The sequence below is a fragment of the Acetobacter estunensis genome (assembly GCF_019083805.1).
Taxonomy (GTDB): domain Bacteria; phylum Pseudomonadota; class Alphaproteobacteria; order Acetobacterales; family Acetobacteraceae; genus Acetobacter; species Acetobacter estunensis_A.
The window spans coordinates 23654-42247 of sequence record NZ_JAHRDV010000006.1; the positions used below are offsets into that span (position 1 = coordinate 23654).

The following is an 18594-nucleotide window of genomic DNA, read 5'->3' on the forward strand; positions in this document are numbered from 1 at the left end:
TCATGCGGGTGTGGCTCGCCTCAGTATGAGCGGCGTCGCACGTCCTGCACAAGCGTGCGTCAGTTCTGGAACGGGTAATAACGGAACGTCACGAACACCGTGTTGCCATTGGCGGTCGGGCGCGTGGTGGCGCCGTGGTCGTCTATGCCTTTGAAGGCGAATTTCCGGACGTAGGTGTATTGCAGTCCCGCCATCACGCTGCCGTAGCGTCCGTCGAGAAGATGCCACCAGCCGCCCATGGTGAAGGAGGCGAGCGCCTGTGTCTCGGCATTGCAGGTGCCGAGCATGATGGCGCAGCCCGCGAGATTGGTCGTGGGGGAGCCGTAGCCGTAATAATTGCCGTCCGCGCCTTCATAGACGGAGCGATGCGCCGCTTCCACGCCGCCATAGGTGTAGAGCAGGAGGTTGCTCGAGGGATGCCCGATCAGGCCAAGCGAGCCGATGATCTCCTTCAGCGGAGCCGGCGCGCCATTGCTGCGGAAGGTCATGTCAGGAAGCTGGCTCGGACCGTAGCGCCCCACGCCCTTGCCCGCCAGCACGTTGCCCACGAGCTGTATCTTGTCGCGCAGCAGGGGCACGGCCATCGAGCCGCCTACACCACCGCCGAACGCCACGCGCGAATGGGCGCGACCGCCCACGCCGTTGCCGTTGATGACCACGGTGCGGAACCAGCGGGCCAGTCCATAGACCTCGTAATGACCGGCAGAAGTATCGACCGCGCCTTTGAGGACGATGTCCGGGGCAACGTCCATGCTGTAATGGGCTTCCGGATCTAGCATGCCCGAGCCGGTGCTGTTGTACACCACATGCGGGCCGGTAGTGTGGCCGGCGGCAGCGGGAATGGAATCCCCCGAGACCAGCGTGGAATCATCGAAGCCCAGCGTCGCCTGCGGTGTCTCCACCGACAGGCCGAGCCACCATTTGCGGTTGAAGTCCTTGATGAAACGGACCTGCGGCACGCGCGTGAAGGTCACGCCGGGAATGAGGTTGCTGTCCACCACGGGAGGCAACTGTTCATGCCGGCGCAGAAGGGTGTTGGCGTAGCCTGTCGTCAGGCTCCATGCCTGTCCGGCCAGGAAGTGCAGCCCGAGATCGCTGTCATCGGCGGCGAGATAGGCCTGTCGCATCCGTGGCACGTAGCTGTTGGTCTGCACGGCGTTGGAATTGCTGCCTGATCCGCCGAAATCGGCTTCCACATAGGCCTCAACCTTCACGCCTTTGGCGGGCTTGCCTTCGAGCAGCAGGCTGAAGCGGCTGAGCTGGGCGGTGGGACGGTATTCCGAAGCATGGGCATTGGGATTGCCGGAATAGGGGAACGAACCCCATGGTGTGGCGGGGCCGGCCGTCAGATTCTTGTCGCGGTAGATGTTGGACATGTCCACGAAGCCGCCAAGGCGCACTGAGACCGAGCCGATTTTGAAGATGGGCGGCAGGCTGTCCACTTCGGTCTGGGTCAGCGCGGTGGGGCTGGATGAGGACAGGTTGATGCTCTTGACCGCCTGCGGCATCTCCAGCGCCACCCCATCGGGAACAGCATCTGTCGAAAGCGGAGGGACTGGCTTGCCGTCGATTAGCATCGGGCCGCTCAGCGCTTCCGTCTTGGGAACGACGGAGACGGGCAGAACAGGCGTTACGTCGGGCGAGACGGGCATGGCTGAGGCAGACTGCACATTGCGCCGTGTGCGTTCGGGTGCCTGCGCGGAGCGTGTGGTGCGCCGGGGTTCGACGTGCGCCGGATGTTGATTCTTCTGGAGTTCATGGACCTGCGCCTGCAACTGCAGCACCATGCTGCGAAGCTGGGCGATCTCGGCGGCGCTGTTATCGGCGTGTGCGGGGCGGTCGGTGCAGGCCAGTGCGACAACAGTCAGGCCCAGAGACACGGCGCCCTGCTTCCCCAGTCGTCGGAAATGCTGTCTGCTCACTCCGCCTCTGCTCCATCAGCCGGTTGGCCGGACCCAATCTCCGGGCGCTTCCGGTAACGGGAGAGTGAATTAACGAAAAACGGAGCGACGCAGATGTGCCAATTTCACGACCCATCCATCCAGCCCGGTTCTTGAACTCGGGAAAGGAGAAAAATGCGCGGCATAGATTTCAGTTCCCTGCACGGTCTGGTTGTGACTTTGCTGGGCCTCGTGCTGGTTACGTTGCTCGGTGTGGGGTTGCGGCTCATGGTGATGCTGACGGTCCAGCAGCGACGCGAGCGTCTCAATCGTCAGATCAATGAACGGTTGAGCACCCTGATGGGGGCGTATCGGACATTGGGCGGGTCTTTCACCGGAGATCTGTTGGTGGACCCTACGCATCTGCGGGATCTGCGTCAGCAGGCGCAGGAAAACGGCACATCTCTTCCCGAAGACCTGCCCTCCAGCTTCGAGCGGGCGCGGCGTATCCGCGATGCAGTGGAGGGGGCGTTATCGGACATTATTTTGCTGGGCACGGAGGAACAGGTGCGACTGGCTGCGAAAGCCGCCTGCGATCTGACAGCCGGACGACCTGTTCACACACGTGAACTGGTTGTGGCGCTGCGCGATTTCATCCGCAAGGCGCTCGACCTCGAGGCGGTGCCTTCCGATGTGCTGATCCCCGACCAGGGGCCGACACGCCCGACGACGGGAGGCGGTGCAAACAAGGACAAGAAAGAAGGCGGCAAGGGCAATCGTGGTGGCGGAGCCGGTGGAGGTGCCGGAGGAATGGGTGGCGGTGGCGGCATGGGTATGGGCTTCGGGGGTGCGGCGGAGGAACACACCGCAACGTCCCACTGAGGCAGTGTCAGTGTACAGGCAGCGTGCCGTTCAGCGCGCGATACATCACCAGCGCATCGACCGGGCCATGCAGCGGATGATCGAAGGCGTCCGGCAGGCGCCCCACCGTGTGGAAGCCGAACTGCTGCCATAGTCGGATCGCGTTTTCATTTGTGCTGATGACGAAGTTGAACTGCATGGCGCGGTAGCCCCGCATATGCGCGTGGGCGAGGGAGTGCAGCGCCATCTGTTGTCCGATGCCACGGCCGCGTGCGCTGACATGGGTCATGTAGCCGCAGTTGCAGACATGCCGTCCGCCGCCCGCCTGATTGGGGCGCAGATAATAGGTGCCAAGAAGAGCGCCCGAATCGTCATGCGCCACGAAGGTCTCCTTGTCCGACCCGAGCCAGTAAGCCAGCGCCTCGTCCTGCTCCATGTCTCGATCGAGTGCGTAGGTGTCGCCTGCGCGGATGATGGGGCCGAGGATGGCCCACAGAGCGGGCTGGTCGTTGGCGTGAGCAGGGCGGATCTGCATGAAATTCGGTCCTGTGTGGGGTGGATGTGAAAAAGCAGTTAATATCGTTTTGATTTGGTTCTGTTTTAACTGAAACGTCACGAATGCGTCGCTCAAAATAGCCTAACGATGCCCCGAAATCATGACCTTGGTCGTCAATTCCGGGATATTTGCCGATGAGCAGCAGCCAGCCGATCACGTTGGACACAGACCAGATCTATATGAATGGTGACGACGTGGAGACGTCAAAGGCGACGGTGACGGTCGATCTGGATGATGTCGGAAAGCTGGGCATCCTCAACACCGGAACTCTTGCATCTGATTCCAAGCGCGGCATCGACACATCAGGCACGGCGGCCAGCGATGCGCTGCTGGGGATTGTCAATCTCGGCACCATCAGCGGCAGCGATGACGGCATCCGTATCGACAGCGACCTACCCGATGGTGTGCTGGCGTTGGTCAATGACGGGACCATCACGTCCACGACCGATGGACAGGCCATCGATTTCAACTCGGTTGCGACCAACAAGGCCACGTTGATCGCCAATCTCAGCGATGGTGTCATCACCTCGACGGATGCCGATGCGGTGCGTCCCGGCAACAATGCCATCGTCGCAAATCTTGGCGTTATCTATGCCGGTGGTGAAAACGGTGCGACCAAGAACGACGGCATCGATTTTCAGGATTACAGCGGCACGGTGCTCAATGACGGCGCCATTTCCGGTGCGCGTCACGCCATCACCAGCAGCGCGGACCTGACGGTCCTCAATGGTCCTGATGGACACATTCTTGGACGGGATGGCTCGGGCGTGGGGTCGGACGGCAACGGCTCCGTGCTGAATTTCGGCACGATCACGGGCGCGTATGACGGATCGGGCACCGGTGACGGCGATGGCGTGGACATCGACGGCTATGCCAGCGTGGTAAACTACGGCGTTATTCAGGGCACGGGGGCTGCTGGCAACGGTTCGGACGGGTATCCCAACACCAGTGAGGGCGTGTCCATCGGCGGCGGTGTGATCGTCAATGAAAAGGGCGCGGTCATCAGTGGCGCCAACAACGCCATTCTTGTGGATGACAGCAGTCAGGGCGATGCGCCGTATGCCACAACAGTTGTGAACTATGGTGTTATTGCCGGGCTGGATGGCTACGGCATCCACATCACGGACACGTTTGGGGATACGATCACCAACGCGGGTACGATTGCGGGCACGACAGCCGCCATCGCGCTGGGCGATGGAGACGATACCCTCAACATCCTGACAGGCTCGGTCATTTCGGGAACCGTCGATGGCGGTGGCGGCACGAACACCGTCAACCTGATCGGGCAGGGCACATTCGAGGGCGCGGACAATTTCCAGCGCATGAGCGTGACGGGAAGCTGGACCCTGTCGGGCGATCAGTCGTACGATCTGATCGGCCTGAATACGGGGGCGGTGCTCACGCTTGAAGGCGGTCTCGATGACAGCTCCACGGTGGCCTTCACATCGTCTGGAACACTGGTTCTGGAAGAGCCCACCTCCTTCGCCGCTGCGGTCGTGAACTTTGATGCCAGTGACTACATCGATTTCGCAGCACTGGCCTACGATCCTGACACTATAGTAGCGGTTTCGGGTTCGGATGTGACCGTCACCGCTGGCAGCCTTAGCTACACATTGACGGTCACTCTCGCGGCGGACGTGAGCGGTTTCGCTCTTTCCGAGGACTGTGACGGCTCACTGCTGCTCTCCGCCGTCGTCTGCTTTTTGCCCGGCAGTCTCATCGCTACGGAAAACGGCGATGTCGCTGTGGAAAACCTTCGTCCGGGAATGAAGGTTCCAACATTCGACGGCGTGCCGGGCGAGATGAAGGACATCGTCTGGGTGGGGCGGCAGGATGTGCGTGTGGCGCGGGGCATTGCTCCCGATCTGGCAGGATGCCCGGTGCGTATTCGCGCCGGTGCGCTGACCGATGGCGCGCCGTCTGTCGATCTTCTAGTGACGCCAGAACATTGCCTGTTTTTTTCAGGAAAGTTCGTGCCTGCACGGATGCTGGTCAACGGTGCGAGCATTGCCTACGATCGGAATATCCGTTCCTACACCTGTTATCATATCGAAACGCGGGATCATGCGGTTATCCGCGCCAACGGGATTCTGACGGAAAGCTATCTGGACACAGGTAACCGTCGTCATTTCCGTCCGCTGGGACAAGGTGGTGTGATCGCGGCTTTTAACGGTGCTGTCCGCAACTGGGAAAAGGATGCGGCTACGGAACTGTGCGTGGCGCGTGAAGTGGTCGAGCCACTGTATCGCCAGATTGCGGAACGCGCGGTGTCGATGGGGTTCATGGCGACACCTTCCGCTCCTGTCATGCACGATCCCGATCTGTATCTTCTGACCTCGGATGGTCGGAAACTGCTGCCGACACGCTTGTCGGAGGGGCGTTTTGCTTTCCATCTTCTGGGTGGACTTACGCATGTGTGCATCGTCTCGCGGACGGCGCGTCCATGCGATGCCATCGGTCCGTTTGTGGATGACCGCCGGGATCTTGGCGTGCTGATCGGACAGATCACTCTCGATGACGCTCATGATGTCCGCGTTCTCAAGGATCATCTGACACAGGACATTGAGGGATGGGGTGTGCGTGAGGCCGTCCCGATGCGCTGGACGAAAGGACGCGCAATGCTGCCTTTGCCGCGTCTGCGTCCTGACTCTTCGGCCATGCTGATGCTACACGTTCATGCGGCGGGGCCATATTGCGTGGATGGGTTCTTCGATGAGGAACATCCCAGCAACGCGGCCTGAACAGATGGCTGTGTTTCTATAGCCCCGGCTCCAATGCAAAAGCCGGGGCTGATGCCGTCAGGCCGTGACAGGAGTGACAGGTGGTTTGCCTGCCGCCACGGCCGCCACGTTATCGAGCGCGAGCATCCCCATATCGGTACGGGTCTCCACCGTGGCGCTGCCCACATGCGGTGTCATGAACAGGTTGGGCAATTCCAGAAGACGTGGATCGGGGTGAGGTTCGTTGCGGCAGACATCCAGCCCGGCGCCCGCAAGATGCCCGCTGCGCAGGGCGTCGATCAGCGCGTCCTCGTTCACCAGCCGTCCACGGGCAGCGTTGACGAAGATCGCGCCTTTCGGAAGCTTCGCCAGAAAGGCTGCATCGACCATGCCGTCCGTGTCATCGCTGCCGGGCAGGTGCAGGCTGATGATCTGACATCGTGGCAGCATGTCATCGAGATGCTCCACCCATGTCGCGCCTTCTTCCTTCTCGGGTGAAAGACGGCGGCGATTGTTGTAGAGCACCGTCATGCCAAAGCCGCGTGCCCGTCGCGCCACGGCCTGACCGATGCGGCCCATGCCCACGATACCCAGCGTCTTACCGCTCACGCGCTGGCCGAGCATCTCGTCCATGCCCAGATCGCGTCCCCAGCCCGCGCGCACGAGTGCTGTGTATTCGGCGGCCCGGCGGGAGGCGGCAAGGATCAGCAGCATGGCAAGATCAGCGTTGCAGTCCGTCAGCACGTCGGGGGTGTTGCTCACCGCAATGCCGCGCGCGGTGATGGCGGCGACATCGAGATGATCGAGACCGACGCTGACAGTAGCCACCAGCTTGACCGAGGAAGGGATGCGCTGCGCTGCTTCGGCGTTGATGGCGGCGTGGTGCGTCACCAGCATGGCCTCGGCGTGCGTCTCTTCCGCGAGACGGAAGAGGGTATCAGTATCCAACGGCTTGTCTGGTGGTGGCGGAGCGTCGAATTCTGATGCGATACGGGCCTCGACCGCCTCTGGGAGTCGGACACTGCGAACGATGTGAGGGCGGGCGGCCATGTTAATCTCCTGAATGGGGGCGCGTGCCCCGATGATGCGGGGCGATCAGCGCTGCATGCAAGCGTGTGACTTTTACGTAAAAGGGAAACAGCCGATCGGGGAAGAGGTTGCGACATGTGTTCGCAGGGCTGGCTGCGGCGCGTATGATGGGGCGACGAAGAGCAGAACAGATGGGCGTGAGATGAGCGGGGAAATCGAACTGACGCCGGAGTTGATGTTACGGGCCTATTCCATCGGTCTTTTCCCAATGGCGAGCGATGACCGTCCAGATCAGCTGGACTGGTATGACCCGGATCCGCGCGGTGTCATGCCGCTGCATCGTTTCCATCTGTCGAAACGGCTGGCCCGCACGGCGCTGAGTGACCGGTTCGAGGTTGTCGTGGATCGTGATTTCGAAGGCACGATGCGGGCCTGCGCGGCCCCGGCGCCGGGGCGGGAGACGACATGGATCAGCGAGACCATCGTGCGTCTGTTCTGTGCCCTGCACCGGGAGGGCTTCGCGCACAGCGTCGAGGCGTGGAGTGAGGGGCGCATGGTGGGTGGCCTATATGGAGTGGCGCTGGGCGCAGCCTTTTTCGGTGAAAGCATGTTCAGCCGGGCGACGGACGCCTCCAAGGTGGCGCTGGTGCATCTCGTGGCGCGTCTGCGTCTGTGTGGGTTCGAACTGTTGGACACGCAGTTCGGCACGGCACATCTGGCGCAGTTCGGGGGGATCGAGATCCCGGCCTTTCGCTACAAGGAGGCGCTGGCGCGTGCTGTTCGCGTCGATCCGCGGTGGACAGGAATTGTAGAGGCGGAACTTTGTGACGAAATTCGGCGCATGCGGGAGGAAACGGCGTCAAGGGGCTGTTGACGGCGCGGGTGTTATGGGGTGGTTTCATTTTCGTGAGCGCATGCTTGTGGAGCCCGACTGGAAAGGACGTCGCCAATGATCGCAACCGTTTCGTGGAGGCGCGGACTTGCCGCTGCAACGCTGCTGGCTAGCCTGTCGGCGTCGGGAAGTGCCGTTGCCGCGTCCGAACATCCGCCGTTGATGCCTCTGCGCGATGCGGTCGTGACGTACGATGTCCAGCCGGACGGGGCGCCTGAAAGCCAACGCGTGAAGGTGTGGTTCACGACGGAGGGGGCGCGCATGCGGGTGGACTCGCCCGATGGCGCGGCGTCCACCATTCTCGATCGCACCAATCAGGCTGTCACCATCGTTTTGCACCGGCAGCATGTGTACAGCCATCTGGTGCGGCGGGGGACCGTGCGCAATCCGTTCCTCCTCGATGTCTCCATGCAGTTCCAGCGCAAGGGAGAGCGCAACATTGCCGGTGTGAGCTGTACGTTGTGGGATGTGACGACCGCGCACGGACAGGCGACGGCATGTGTCACCGCGGATGGGCTGGTGCTGGCGGAGGAAGGCGTCGATGCCGACGGCGCGAAGGGCAAGCTGTCTGCGGTTACGGTCGATTATCACCCCATCGCCGCATCCGAGTTCGAGCCGCCTGCGGGGTATCAGGAAGTGACGCAACGCTCGGCCAAAGCGGGAGGCACGGCGGCTCCGGCTACGCCGAAGATTGCGACACCGTCTTCTCCGGCAAAGGGCGAGGAACCGCTGATTCAGACGCCGCATGAAACGACCCCTGATACATCGGATCTGCCCAAGGAATCGGAGGCCGATGTCGGCTCGCCGGGGGCGTCTTCCGCACCATGATGAGAAGGGAAAGACGCCATTTTCTGCGTAATAGTGGAATACTGGCTCTGGGCCTGATGGCCTCTCTCGCGGCGCAGGCGGACGAGGCCACAGGCCCCTATGTCACGCCGTCGGTTGATGTGGCCGTGACGTATGAACTGGCCACTCCGGGAGGAGGTGCGCCTGTCCGTCAGGACATGCACTGGCAGGTCGCGACGTTGCGTCAGCGCATCGATCCGGCCGGATCGGCGGTGTATATGATTACATCGTGGAAGGACCGCACGCTGACGGTGGTGGACACGCTTTCTCATCGTCGCAGCACCATGCCCGCGCCCGGAACGGCTCTGACTCCGCCGGGACAGGTGGCTGCTGGGTCGTTCGCGAGAATGGGCACGGATACGGTGGCAGGCCAGTTCTGTACGGTCTGGCGCACTGTGGATCAGGACGGTCATCCCGGAGATGCATGCTACACGGCGGACGGCATTCTGGTGAGGATGGTGCAGGGTGGGCGCACCATGGTGCAGGCGGTGTCGGTTGAGCGTGTGCCGCAGCCCGACACGCTGTTCGTGGTGCCGCAGGATTATTCCGAGACGGCGCCCGCCCGGTGAGCCGAAGGGTGGAGCGTCGGTGATGTTCGGGCTTCACATTGCCATAGGTCACGGTTACAGGAGCGCACGGCAGGGAGACGGCGGAAGAGATGACTGAAACGATGTCTGTGGGAGTGGTGATTCCTTCCTACAAGGTCACCGCTCACATTCTAGATGTCATCTCCCGTATTGGCCCGGAAGTGCAGAAAATTTACGTGGTGGATGATTGCTGTCCAGACCGTTCCGGTGATCTGGTGGAGCGCTCCTGCGCCGATGCCCGTGTGACGGTGGTGCGACATGAGCACAATCAGGGTGTCGGTGGAGCGGTGATGACAGGCTACCGCGCCGCGATCCGCGACGATGTGGATGTCATTGTGAAGATCGACGGCGACGGTCAGATGGACCCTGCTCTCGTGCCGGAGTTTGTGGCCCCGATCCTCACGGGACATGCCGATTACACAAAAGGCAATCGGTTCTTCAATCTGGAGGGGCTATCATCCATGCCGGGGATGCGGCTTTTCGGGAACGCGGTCCTCTCCTTCATGACCAAGATTTCCTCCGGTTACTGGAGCCTGTTCGATCCCACGAATGGGTACACGGCCATTCATCGCGACGTGGCTGCTCTTCTGCCCATGGAGCGCATCAGTCGTCGTTATTTCTTTGAAACCGACATGCTGTTTCGCCTCAACATTCTCAAGGCGACCGTGCTGGATGTGCCGATGGCGGCGCAATATGGTGATGAGGTGAGCAATCTCAAGATTGGCAAGGTAGCGCCCGAGTTCCTGCGCAAGCATCTGGTCAATTTCTGCAAGCGTCTCTTCTACAGCTATTATTTGCGAGATATGTCGCTGGCGTCCTTAGAACTGCCGCTGGGCATTTTACTGGTTCTGGGAGGGACGATCATTGGTGGCATTCACTGGCTGCACAGTCTTCATGCGGGCGTGTATGCGTCGGCGGGAACAGTGATGCTGGCAGGATTGCCGATCATTCTTGGGACGCAGTTCATTCTGGCGTTTCTTTCCTATGATATTCTCTCGGAGCCAGGAAAGCGCACTGGCCTACCGTTATGGCGGGTTCTGGATGCTTACGGTGTCAACGCGAGACGTAAAGTGAGCGACGTCTGATGGATATTTTCTGGTCCATTCTGTGCGTATGCGGCATCGCGATAGGACAGATCCTTTTCAAGATCAGTGCTTCCGGTCTGAAAAAAGCCGGCACAATGTTCGATGTGCCAAGTCTGGCGGTTCTGACGGCGGCGCTCGCGCTCTATGGCATCACCACTATTGGCTGGGTCTGGGTGTTGCAGCGCGCGGAGTTGGGGCGCGTTTACCCCTTCATGGCGCTGGCTTTCGTCATTGTGCCTGTTCTGAGCCATTTCTTTTTGCACGAGAGCTTTAACCGACAATACATGCTCGGTGTCGGACTGATTATCGCGGGAATTGTGGTTTCGTTGGGAGGAAAAGCGTGACGGCAGTGGGGTGGAGGATGCCGGAAGCGCGACGCTTTACACTCCTTTTTTATATCTTTCTCGGTTTTTTCTGTTTCGTGCTCACGGAAATCCTGCCTCCCATGCAGTCCCCCGATGAGCCTGAGCATGTGAAACGGGCGTGGTTTCTGACACAGGGCGTCATTCTCCTTGAACATCCGCAGGGAAATCTTTCAGGTGGCCCGATCGACAGCGGACTTTCGGATTATATGGTCTTTTCCAAGCAATGGAATCAGCGGCCGGATTTGCGACTGACGCAGCGTGATATTGCTACTTTTGAGAGTTTTCGCTGGTCGCATCAGAATGTTTTCAGTGTTGCCGCCGGTACAGGCTATTACTTTCCATTGATCTATCTGCCGCAAGCGGTAGGATTATGGACAGGGCGTGCTCTCGATCTTTCGATCGACAAATCGTACCGACTGGCGCGTGGACTGGCCACGGTTTCAGTCATCATGATTACACTGTCAGCTTTTGCGCTTTACACACCGAACGGCCTTGTTCTCGCGCTGCTGGCCATGCCGATGACATTGTTCCAGTCTTCATCCGCCAGTCTGGATGGCATGGCCACTGCTGTGACTCTTCTGGCGCTGTCAGCTTTCATGCGGATTATGCGGGAGAAGGAGGCTGCGTCTCCCCGGCTTTTCTGGATCATGTGCATCAGTCTGGTGTTGGTATGTACGTGCCGCACTCATGCCCTGCCGATGCTCCTTCTGCCTTTCGTCGCATGGTTTTCACTTCGGCGTCGTAACCTCTTACCTGCCGCCGTACTTGCGACGATCCTGTCGGTTGCCTGGACGATGGTCGCCATGAAGACGACGGCCTATTCTGAAACTTATGGTCATATTTCTACGGATCATCGGTTGCTCAACTACGTTCTGCATCCCGGTGTTGTCGCCGGTTATGTGATCAGGACATTGTGCGATTCCAGTACCCGCAACTTCTATTTCGTTTCCTTTGTGGGAGATCTCGGGTGGCTGGACACGCCGTTGTCAGCGCATGCTTACAAGGTGCTGGGTATCCTGCTTGTGGTGGCCTTTGCGCTTGCACTGCCACGGAAATTCCTGCGGCAAAGGATCATGGAGCAGGGAGTGCTGGTGATCATGATGGTCGGTGCCTTGCTGCTGACTTTTCTCGCCCTTCTGTTGTCATGGACGCCTGCGGGTTCCCCGATCATTGTTGGTGTGCAGGGACGGTATCTCCTGATTCCAGCGCTTTTTCTGGCTTACGCTCTGACGGATACGGAAAAGAGAGGGCAAGTCATCGGGAATATGCTGCCCGCAATAGCGATCCTGCTGTTTTCGGTGCATCAAATGCTCCCCACAATCTTGTTCCGGTATTATATCGCGCCTTGATCGGTGCCGAAGAACGGAAGGGCATGAGAGGGTCTGATTCAGGAAAACGGGAAGGAGAAAAAAGACAGTGAACCCCTCCCGTCTCTTCATCTTCCGTCCCGTCGCCACGACCCTCATCGCGCTCGCCATGGTGTTCGCGGGCCTGCTGTCGTGGCGCGTTATGCCGGTTGCGGATCTGCCTGACATTTCGGTGCCGGTGATCTACGTAATCGCCTCTCAGCAGGGCAGTTCGCCGCAGCAGATGGCCAGCGCCGTCACCACACCGCTGGAGCGCAGGTTGGGGGCGATTGCGGGTGTCACGCAGATGACATCCGACACCACGGACCGCTCTTCCTTTATTCTGCTGTTTTTCGATGATGCGCGCGACATCAATGGAGCGGCACGAGACGTGCAGGCGGCGTTGCAGGCCGCGCGGCAGGACATGCCGCACACGCTCATTGAGAATCCGCAATATTACAAGGCCAATCCGTCCGACAATCCCGTGATGATCGCGGTGTTGACGTCCGACACACGCCCTTTGACCGAACTGCGCGATTTCGCAGAGACGCGGTTGGTGCCCCAACTCGCCGGCATTTCGGGAGTGGGATGGGTGCAGCCGGAAGGGGCTGCCAAGCCAGCGGTGCGGGTGGAGATGAATCCTTATCTCCTGTTCCATTACGGCATCGGCTTTGAGGACATTCGTTCGGCACTGGCTTCGGCTAATGCCAACACACCCAAGGGCAGCCTTGATGTAGCTGGGCAGCGTCTGATGCTGGCTACCAACGATCAGGCCCGCAAAGCCGAGCAATATCGCGATCTGGTGGTGGGGTATCGCAGCGGGCGACCCGTGCGGTTGACCGATGTGGCGCAGGTGGAAAACGGACCGCAGGACGAGCGCGAAGCCGCGTGGTTTGACGGGCATCCCGCGGTTGTGTCCATCATCCGACCGCAGCCGGGAGCGAATGTCATCGCGCTGACAGATGCCATTCGTGACCATGAGAAGCGCCTGCAGCAGGTCTTGCCCGCAGATGTGAAGCTGACTCTGGCCGATGATATGTCGCGTTCCATCCGCGCGGCCCTCTGGGATACGGAACTGACCCTGATCATCTCGGTTGTGCTGGTCGTGATCGTGGTGCTGGCGTTTCTGCGTTCGTGGCGCTCCACGCTGATTCCTGCGGTGACGGTGCCAGTCTCGCTCGCAGGCACCGTGGCCACGATGCATTTCCTCGGCTTCTCCCTCGACACGCTCTCGCTCATGGCGTTGACCATCGCCACGGGTTTCGTGGTCGATGACGCCATCGTGGTGGTGGAGAACATTGCCCGGCATATGGAAGGCGGCATGAGCCGACTGGAAGCAGCGTTGGTCGGATCGCGCGAGATCGTCTTTACGGTGCTCTCCATCACTATTTCACTGATCGCCGTGTTTCTGCCGCTTCTTCTGCTCTCTGGTATTCCGGGAAAGATCTTCTTCGAATTCGCCATGACATTGACTACGGCGGTGGCGATTTCCTTTTTCCTTTCTCTGTCACTCACTCCCATGATGTGCGCGCGACTTTTGGAAGTGCACCATGGACATTCATCCATCGAGGGACATGGACTGGTCCGTCTGGCGCACCGGGCCTTTGATCTTATTGAGGCTGCGCTGGACGGTACGGTCAGGATCTATCTTCGTTCGCTCGATCATGCGTTGCGCCATCGCTGGTGGGTGCTGGCCTCGCTTCCCGCCAGCGTGGGACTGACGGTTCTCGGCATCATGCTGATGTCGAAAACGATCCTGCCGCCTGAGGATATTGCGCTGGTCTCGGGCTATCTCAGTATGGACCAGACCAGTTCGTTCCGCACCGTATCGGAGAAGACGCAGGCGGTGATCGCGGCCATGATGAAGGACCGCGAAGTCACTTCGGTCGTGGCGTTCACGGGGGATGATGCGGCCAATGAAGCCTCCGCCTTTGCCACGCTAACGGACAAGCACGCCCGGCGCGACACGCCGGAGAATGTGGCAAAGCGCATTCAGGGGCGTGTGGACCATATTGCGGGGCTGGACGCACAGATCTCCAATTCGGGTGATGTGAACGGTGGTGGCGGCCGCCAGAAGAAAGGCAACTACACCTATGTCTTTCGCAGTGAGGACGGAGAGGCGCTGGCGACATGGGTGCCCCGTCTGTCCGAGGAACTGCGGGGGCATTCCATGCTGACCGATGTGAGTTCGGACATCAGTAATCACGGGCGCGCTCTGCATGTGGATATCCGTCGCGACACGGCGGCGCGGTATCTCATCACGCCGGAACTGATCGGCAATGCTCTGCTCGATGCGTTTGGCCAGCGTACGGCGTCGAACATTTCTACGCCGCTGACAACCTATTACGTGGTGATGGAAGCGATGAAGGCGTTTCGGGAAAACCCTGAAACACTGCGTTCGCTCTGGGTGTCCACGGCGGGGGGCACGGCGGGCGGTGGCACGGTCTCGAACTCGATCCGTGTGCGTGTTCCGGATCAGCAGGATTCACGAACAGCTGCCCTGAGCCGCCAGTCCTTCCGTAACCAGATTGCCAATCGGCTGGCGGGCGGAGCGGGGGCTTCGAACGGATCGGCTGTGTCATCTTCGACCGAAACGATGGTGCCGCTCATTTCGGTGGCTGATCTGACTTATCGTCCGTCACCGCTACAGGTCAGTCACGAGAGCGGCGCTGTTTCCGGTTCCATTTCCTTCAATCTGCCACACGGCAAGGGGCTGTCGGATGCGGAGGACGAAATCGTACGGGCAGAGCGTGTAATCCACATGCCGGATACGGTGCGGGGCGGTTTCACCGGACGTGCGGCGGAATTCAACAAGGCGCTGATGAATGAAGTGCTGGTGTTCATGGCGGCCTTGGTGACGATGTACGTCACGCTGGGCATTCTCTATGAAAGCCTGATTCATCCCCTGACCATTCTTTCCACGTTGCCCTCGGCGGCAGTGGGAGCCGTGCTGGCTCTATGGGTGGCTGGCGAACCTTTCTCACTGATCGCGATGATTGGTGTGATTCTGCTGGTGGGGCTGGTGAAGAAAAATGCGATCCTGCTGATCGACTTCGCGCTGCATGCGGAGCGGGACGGGGGGATGATGCCTGAGGCCGCGATCCGGGAGGCGTGTCTGCGCCGGTTCCGTCCGATCCTGATGACGACACTTGCGGCGGCCTTGGGCGCGGTGCCGCTGGTGATCGGTAATGGCTATGGCGCGGAACTGAGGCGGCCTTTGGGGATTGCCGTCGTCGGCGGTCTGGCCGTAAGTCAGTTGCTGACACTCTATTCCACGCCGGTTGTCTACTTGTTCATGGAAAGCCTGCGGCAGCGGAGTGCGGGGTGGCTTGGATGGGTGAGAAAGACGTTCACCGGAGCGCACAAGGAGCGCGCGGATGGGGTGGTTGCGGATGAAATGCGTCGGTAGAGGCGCTCCATTACCAAACCCACATGGCGTGGTAGTGTTGCTTGGGTGACGGGCGTGTTAAGTTGCCTGTCGTGGGGAGCTGATGGCGGATGGTGCTCCTTCCGTATGGAAATCCGTCGTGAACATGAGGACATGGTCTATGGCCAAGGATTGCTGCAAGGGTGCGGGCGACTGCGCTTCGAAAAAGGGTTGCTGCTCGTTCAAAAAGGTTTTCGGCTTCATCGTGGTTGCCGGAATTGCCGGTTTCCTGTGGAAGAAGTTCCGTTGAACGGAACGTGCTGAAGCACGGACATCCACAGCGCTTCTGAAGGGCTGGAGGATGACTTAAGAACGGTCGCCCAAGGGCGGCCGTTTTTTTATGGGCTTTTCGCACAGTGAATATTGGCTGGTCTGGTTTTTCAGAACATAGGGTGTCTTGGGGAATGGATTTATTCGACATCCCTGTCAGTCAGGTGACAGATCCAGCTTATGAGACCACTTCTTTTTTCTTTTATGGGCATTATTTCATGAGAGTGTGAAGATGAATTATTGGCCGCAAAGTGATGGAAGGCATTGCGTCGGATGATGGAGGTGATTATTACTTATTCCATCCTCTATGGCGGAAGATGCAGAGGTTTTCGCTAATTACTTTGCTATCCGCTCAAAGTGTAACGGAGTTTGTCGTGTCTGAAAACAAGCCCATTTCCCCGCTTCTTGAGCTGACAGCCCAGATTGTCTCGGCTCAGGTCTCGAACAATTCGCTTTCTCCCGAGAGTCTTCCCAGTCTGATCCGTGACGTTTATACGGCGCTGGAAAGTGCGGGACAGGTTGCACCTGAGCCTGAGAAGCCGCAGCCAGCTGTGCCGATCAAGCGTTCGGTTTTCCCCGATTACATCGTGTGTCTGGAAGACGGAAAGAAGCTCAAGATGCTCAAGCGGCATCTCCAGAGCGCTTATGGCATGACGCCCGATCAGTATCGTGAGCGTTGGGGTCTTCCCACCGATTACCCGATGGTGGCGCCCAACTATGCTGAGCGTCGCTCCACGCTGGCGCGCGAAATCGGTCTTGGCCGCAAGATCAGCGCCACCAGCAGCCCGGCTGAGGGTGAGGAAAGCGGTCGCCGTCGCGGACGCAAGGCTCAGTCCTAATACACGGTCTGTTTTCCAGTGCCGTGAACGGAGGGGTAAGGACGATTCAGGTCGTCCTTACCCTTTTGTGTAATCAGGACGCCGAAAAGCTATGAATGAAAAGCAGGAGCGACATGGAACCGGATGCTGATGACGTAATGGGGCGTGCGCTGTTGAAGCGACGGCTGTGGCGTTGGCGCGCCGGTGCTGTGATTGCCGTGGCGGTGGCGGTTCTGTTTGCGGCGTCATCGTCGGTTCCACCGGGAAAGGGATGGTCGTCCGCCGGAAAAATCGTGGGACCGCATCTGGTCCGGCTCGATGTGCGTGGCATGATCGGTTCGGACGTCTCCCGTTGGACGAAAGCTCTCGATCGGGCCGGTCGGGATTCTGCGGTGAAAGGGCTTGTCCTCGCTATCGACAGTCCCGGCGGCGCTGTGACGGGCGGTGAGGAGTTGCACGATGCCGTTGAGCATTTCGCGCAGATGAAGCCGGTTGTGGCGACGATGGGCGGCATGGGGGCTTCGGCGGGCTATATGATCGCAGTGCCCGCCACTCGCATTTTCGCTGAACGCAGCACGTTGACCGGCTCCATCGGTGTGTTGATGGAAGCTCCAGAGTTCTCCGGCCTGCTCGGGCGCCTGGGGGTGAATGTTCAGGAACTGGTGTCGGGGCCGCTGAAGGGGCAGCCATCGCTTACGAAACCCGTCACGCCGGAAGGCCGTGTGATGCTTCAAGGCGTGGTGAATGACCTGTTCGACCAGTTCGTGACGATGGTGGCCAACGGGCGCCATATGCCGGTGGAGAAAGTCCGTCAGCTTGCCGATGGACGTCCTTACACCGGTCGACAGGCGCTGGCGGCCGGATTGATCGATGAGGTGGGAAGCGCGCGGGATGCGCAGGTCTGGCTGGGAAAGAAGGTCGGCCTTGGTGATAGTCCGAAAATTGTCAGGATTGGCGAGGCTCCGAAGAGTTTTGTCGTGCGCCATCATATTCTGGGCTGGCTTGGGAATGTTGTGATGTCATGGCTGGGCCTTGATGTGTCCGGAATTGCGCCACAATTGCAGGTTCCGATTGACGGCGCAGTCTCTATCTGGAAACCTTGATCCTGCCCATGGGGAGGCGCGATGACCAGATCCGAACTTGTGGCGGAAATTGCCGCTGCGAATCCTCATCTCTTGCTCAGAGATGTCGAACTGATCGTTCATACGATCTTCGACGAACTGACGTCGGCCCTTGCGCGGGGTGACAGGGTGGAGTTGCGTGGATTCGGGGCGTTTACCGTCAAGAAGCGCGATGCGCGCGCGGGCCGGAACCCGCGCACGGGAGAAACCGTGGCTGTGGAAGAAAAGGTCGTGCCTTTCTTCAAGGCGGGCAAAGAACTGCGTGAGCGTGTCAACGGCACCATTCCGCAGGATGACGATGCCTGACTACGAGCGTTCGTGCTTGTGCGTATGTTCACAACTCATTACAATGAGAACGGTTCCTGCAACGTTGCCGGCCTGATGCGCGGGCTTTTTGGACAGGTCGCGGCATGTTCAGAGCTCATGTATTTCCCGCACAGTCTTATCCGCTTCTTCTCCCACGGCGCAGGGTTGCTTCCGTTCTCGTGAAGGGGGCGGTGCTGATGTGTGTTTCGCTGCCTCTCTGCCCTATGTCTCAGGCGCGGGCGATGACAGAGGCTGTGACACATCACGCTTCTGCTCCGTCTCATCACGTCACAAAGCGCCCTGCGCGTCATCATGTCGCTTTGCGGGGCTGCCTTTCCGGCGGGGCTGTCATTGCCACGCATGGTCATGTCCTGCGTGATATTGGGCGGCGTGGTCGGCTGTTGGCTCCGGTAGGCCGGGCAATTTATTATACGGATCGTCACCATGGCTGTATTCCCGGCAAACATGCGCGGCGACGCGGCTGA

Annotated in this window: 17 protein-coding genes; 14 read left to right on the forward strand and 3 right to left on the reverse strand. The window is 59.8% G+C overall.

Going from position 1 to position 18594, the window contains the following annotated elements; all coding sequences use genetic code 11:
- Positions 1-59 precede the first annotated feature (59 nt).
- Complete coding sequence (locus KUA11_RS09200) at positions 60-1922, reverse strand: hypothetical protein (protein ID WP_368040984.1); 1863 nt, start codon at positions 1920-1922, stop codon at positions 60-62.
- A 153-nt stretch (positions 1923-2075) separates the two neighbouring features.
- Between KUA11_RS09200 and KUA11_RS09205 the strand changes: the two genes are divergently transcribed.
- Positions 2076-2762: a hypothetical protein gene (locus KUA11_RS09205; RefSeq protein ID WP_217410016.1), complete on the forward strand. Its 687-nt coding sequence runs from the start codon at positions 2076-2078 to the stop codon at positions 2760-2762.
- Positions 2763-2769: 7 nt separating this feature from the next.
- Here the strand turns inward: KUA11_RS09205 and KUA11_RS09210 are convergent, their stop codons facing one another.
- A complete protein-coding gene (locus KUA11_RS09210; RefSeq protein ID WP_217410017.1) occupies positions 2770-3276 on the reverse strand; it encodes a GNAT family N-acetyltransferase in 507 nt (168 codons plus the stop codon).
- A 155-nt stretch (positions 3277-3431) separates the two neighbouring features.
- Between KUA11_RS09210 and KUA11_RS09215 the strand changes: the two genes are divergently transcribed.
- Complete coding sequence (locus KUA11_RS09215; RefSeq protein WP_217410018.1) at positions 3432-6038, forward strand: Hint domain-containing protein; 2607 nt, start codon at positions 3432-3434, stop codon at positions 6036-6038.
- A gap of 57 nt (positions 6039-6095) precedes the next feature.
- On the opposite strand, the gene KUA11_RS09220 is transcribed toward KUA11_RS09215, so the two are convergent.
- Complete coding sequence (locus KUA11_RS09220) at positions 6096-7067, reverse strand: 2-hydroxyacid dehydrogenase (RefSeq protein ID WP_217410019.1); 972 nt, start codon at positions 7065-7067, stop codon at positions 6096-6098.
- 181 nt (positions 7068-7248) lie between these two features.
- Between KUA11_RS09220 and aat the strand changes: the two genes are divergently transcribed.
- The 12 genes from aat (at position 7249) to KUA11_RS09280 (ending at position 18594) form a co-directional block, all read left to right on the forward strand.
- Positions 7249-7920, forward strand: a complete 672-nt coding sequence (gene aat, locus KUA11_RS09225; RefSeq protein WP_217410020.1) for a leucyl/phenylalanyl-tRNA--protein transferase — start codon at positions 7249-7251, stop codon at positions 7918-7920.
- Between the two features lie 75 nt (positions 7921-7995).
- Positions 7996-8766: a DUF4412 domain-containing protein gene (locus KUA11_RS09230; protein ID WP_217410021.1), complete on the forward strand. Its 771-nt coding sequence runs from the start codon at positions 7996-7998 to the stop codon at positions 8764-8766.
- Positions 8763-9353: a DUF4412 domain-containing protein gene (locus KUA11_RS09235; protein WP_254454821.1), complete on the forward strand. Its 591-nt coding sequence runs from the start codon at positions 8763-8765 to the stop codon at positions 9351-9353. The genes KUA11_RS09230 and KUA11_RS09235 overlap by 4 nt, the downstream gene beginning before the upstream one ends.
- An 89-nt stretch (positions 9354-9442) precedes the next feature.
- On the forward strand, positions 9443-10456 hold the full coding sequence (locus KUA11_RS09240) for a glycosyltransferase family 2 protein (protein WP_217410022.1): 1014 nt from the start codon (positions 9443-9445) through the stop codon (positions 10454-10456).
- Complete coding sequence (locus KUA11_RS09245; RefSeq protein WP_217410023.1) at positions 10456-10800, forward strand: EamA family transporter; 345 nt, start codon at positions 10456-10458, stop codon at positions 10798-10800. Before KUA11_RS09240 ends, KUA11_RS09245 begins: the two co-directional genes overlap by 1 nt.
- A gap of 17 nt (positions 10801-10817) precedes the next feature.
- On the forward strand, positions 10818-12170 hold the full coding sequence (locus KUA11_RS09250; RefSeq protein ID WP_302480887.1) for a DUF2142 domain-containing protein: 1353 nt from the start codon (positions 10818-10820) through the stop codon (positions 12168-12170).
- Between the two features lie 67 nt (positions 12171-12237).
- Positions 12238-15576 carry an efflux RND transporter permease subunit gene (locus KUA11_RS09255; protein ID WP_217410025.1) on the forward strand — a complete coding sequence of 1113 codons (3339 nt, stop codon included), beginning with the start codon at positions 12238-12240 and terminating at the stop codon, positions 15574-15576.
- Between the two features lie 82 nt (positions 15577-15658).
- Positions 15659-15844 carry a hypothetical protein gene (locus KUA11_RS09260; RefSeq protein ID WP_217410026.1) on the forward strand — a complete coding sequence of 62 codons (186 nt, stop codon included), beginning with the start codon at positions 15659-15661 and terminating at the stop codon, positions 15842-15844.
- A gap of 394 nt (positions 15845-16238) precedes the next feature.
- Positions 16239-16703, forward strand: coding sequence for a Ros/MucR family transcriptional regulator (locus KUA11_RS09265; RefSeq protein ID WP_368040987.1), 465 nt, complete (start codon positions 16239-16241; stop codon positions 16701-16703).
- Between the two features lie 113 nt (positions 16704-16816).
- On the forward strand, positions 16817-17785 hold the full coding sequence (gene sppA / locus KUA11_RS09270) for a signal peptide peptidase SppA (RefSeq protein WP_217410028.1): 969 nt from the start codon (positions 16817-16819) through the stop codon (positions 17783-17785).
- A 21-nt stretch (positions 17786-17806) separates the two neighbouring features.
- A complete protein-coding gene (locus KUA11_RS09275) occupies positions 17807-18109 on the forward strand; it encodes an integration host factor subunit beta (RefSeq protein ID WP_166312905.1) in 303 nt (100 codons plus the stop codon).
- A gap of 242 nt (positions 18110-18351) precedes the next feature.
- Entirely contained in the window at positions 18352-18594 is a 243-nt protein-coding gene (locus KUA11_RS09280; RefSeq protein WP_217410029.1) for a hypothetical protein, read from the forward strand.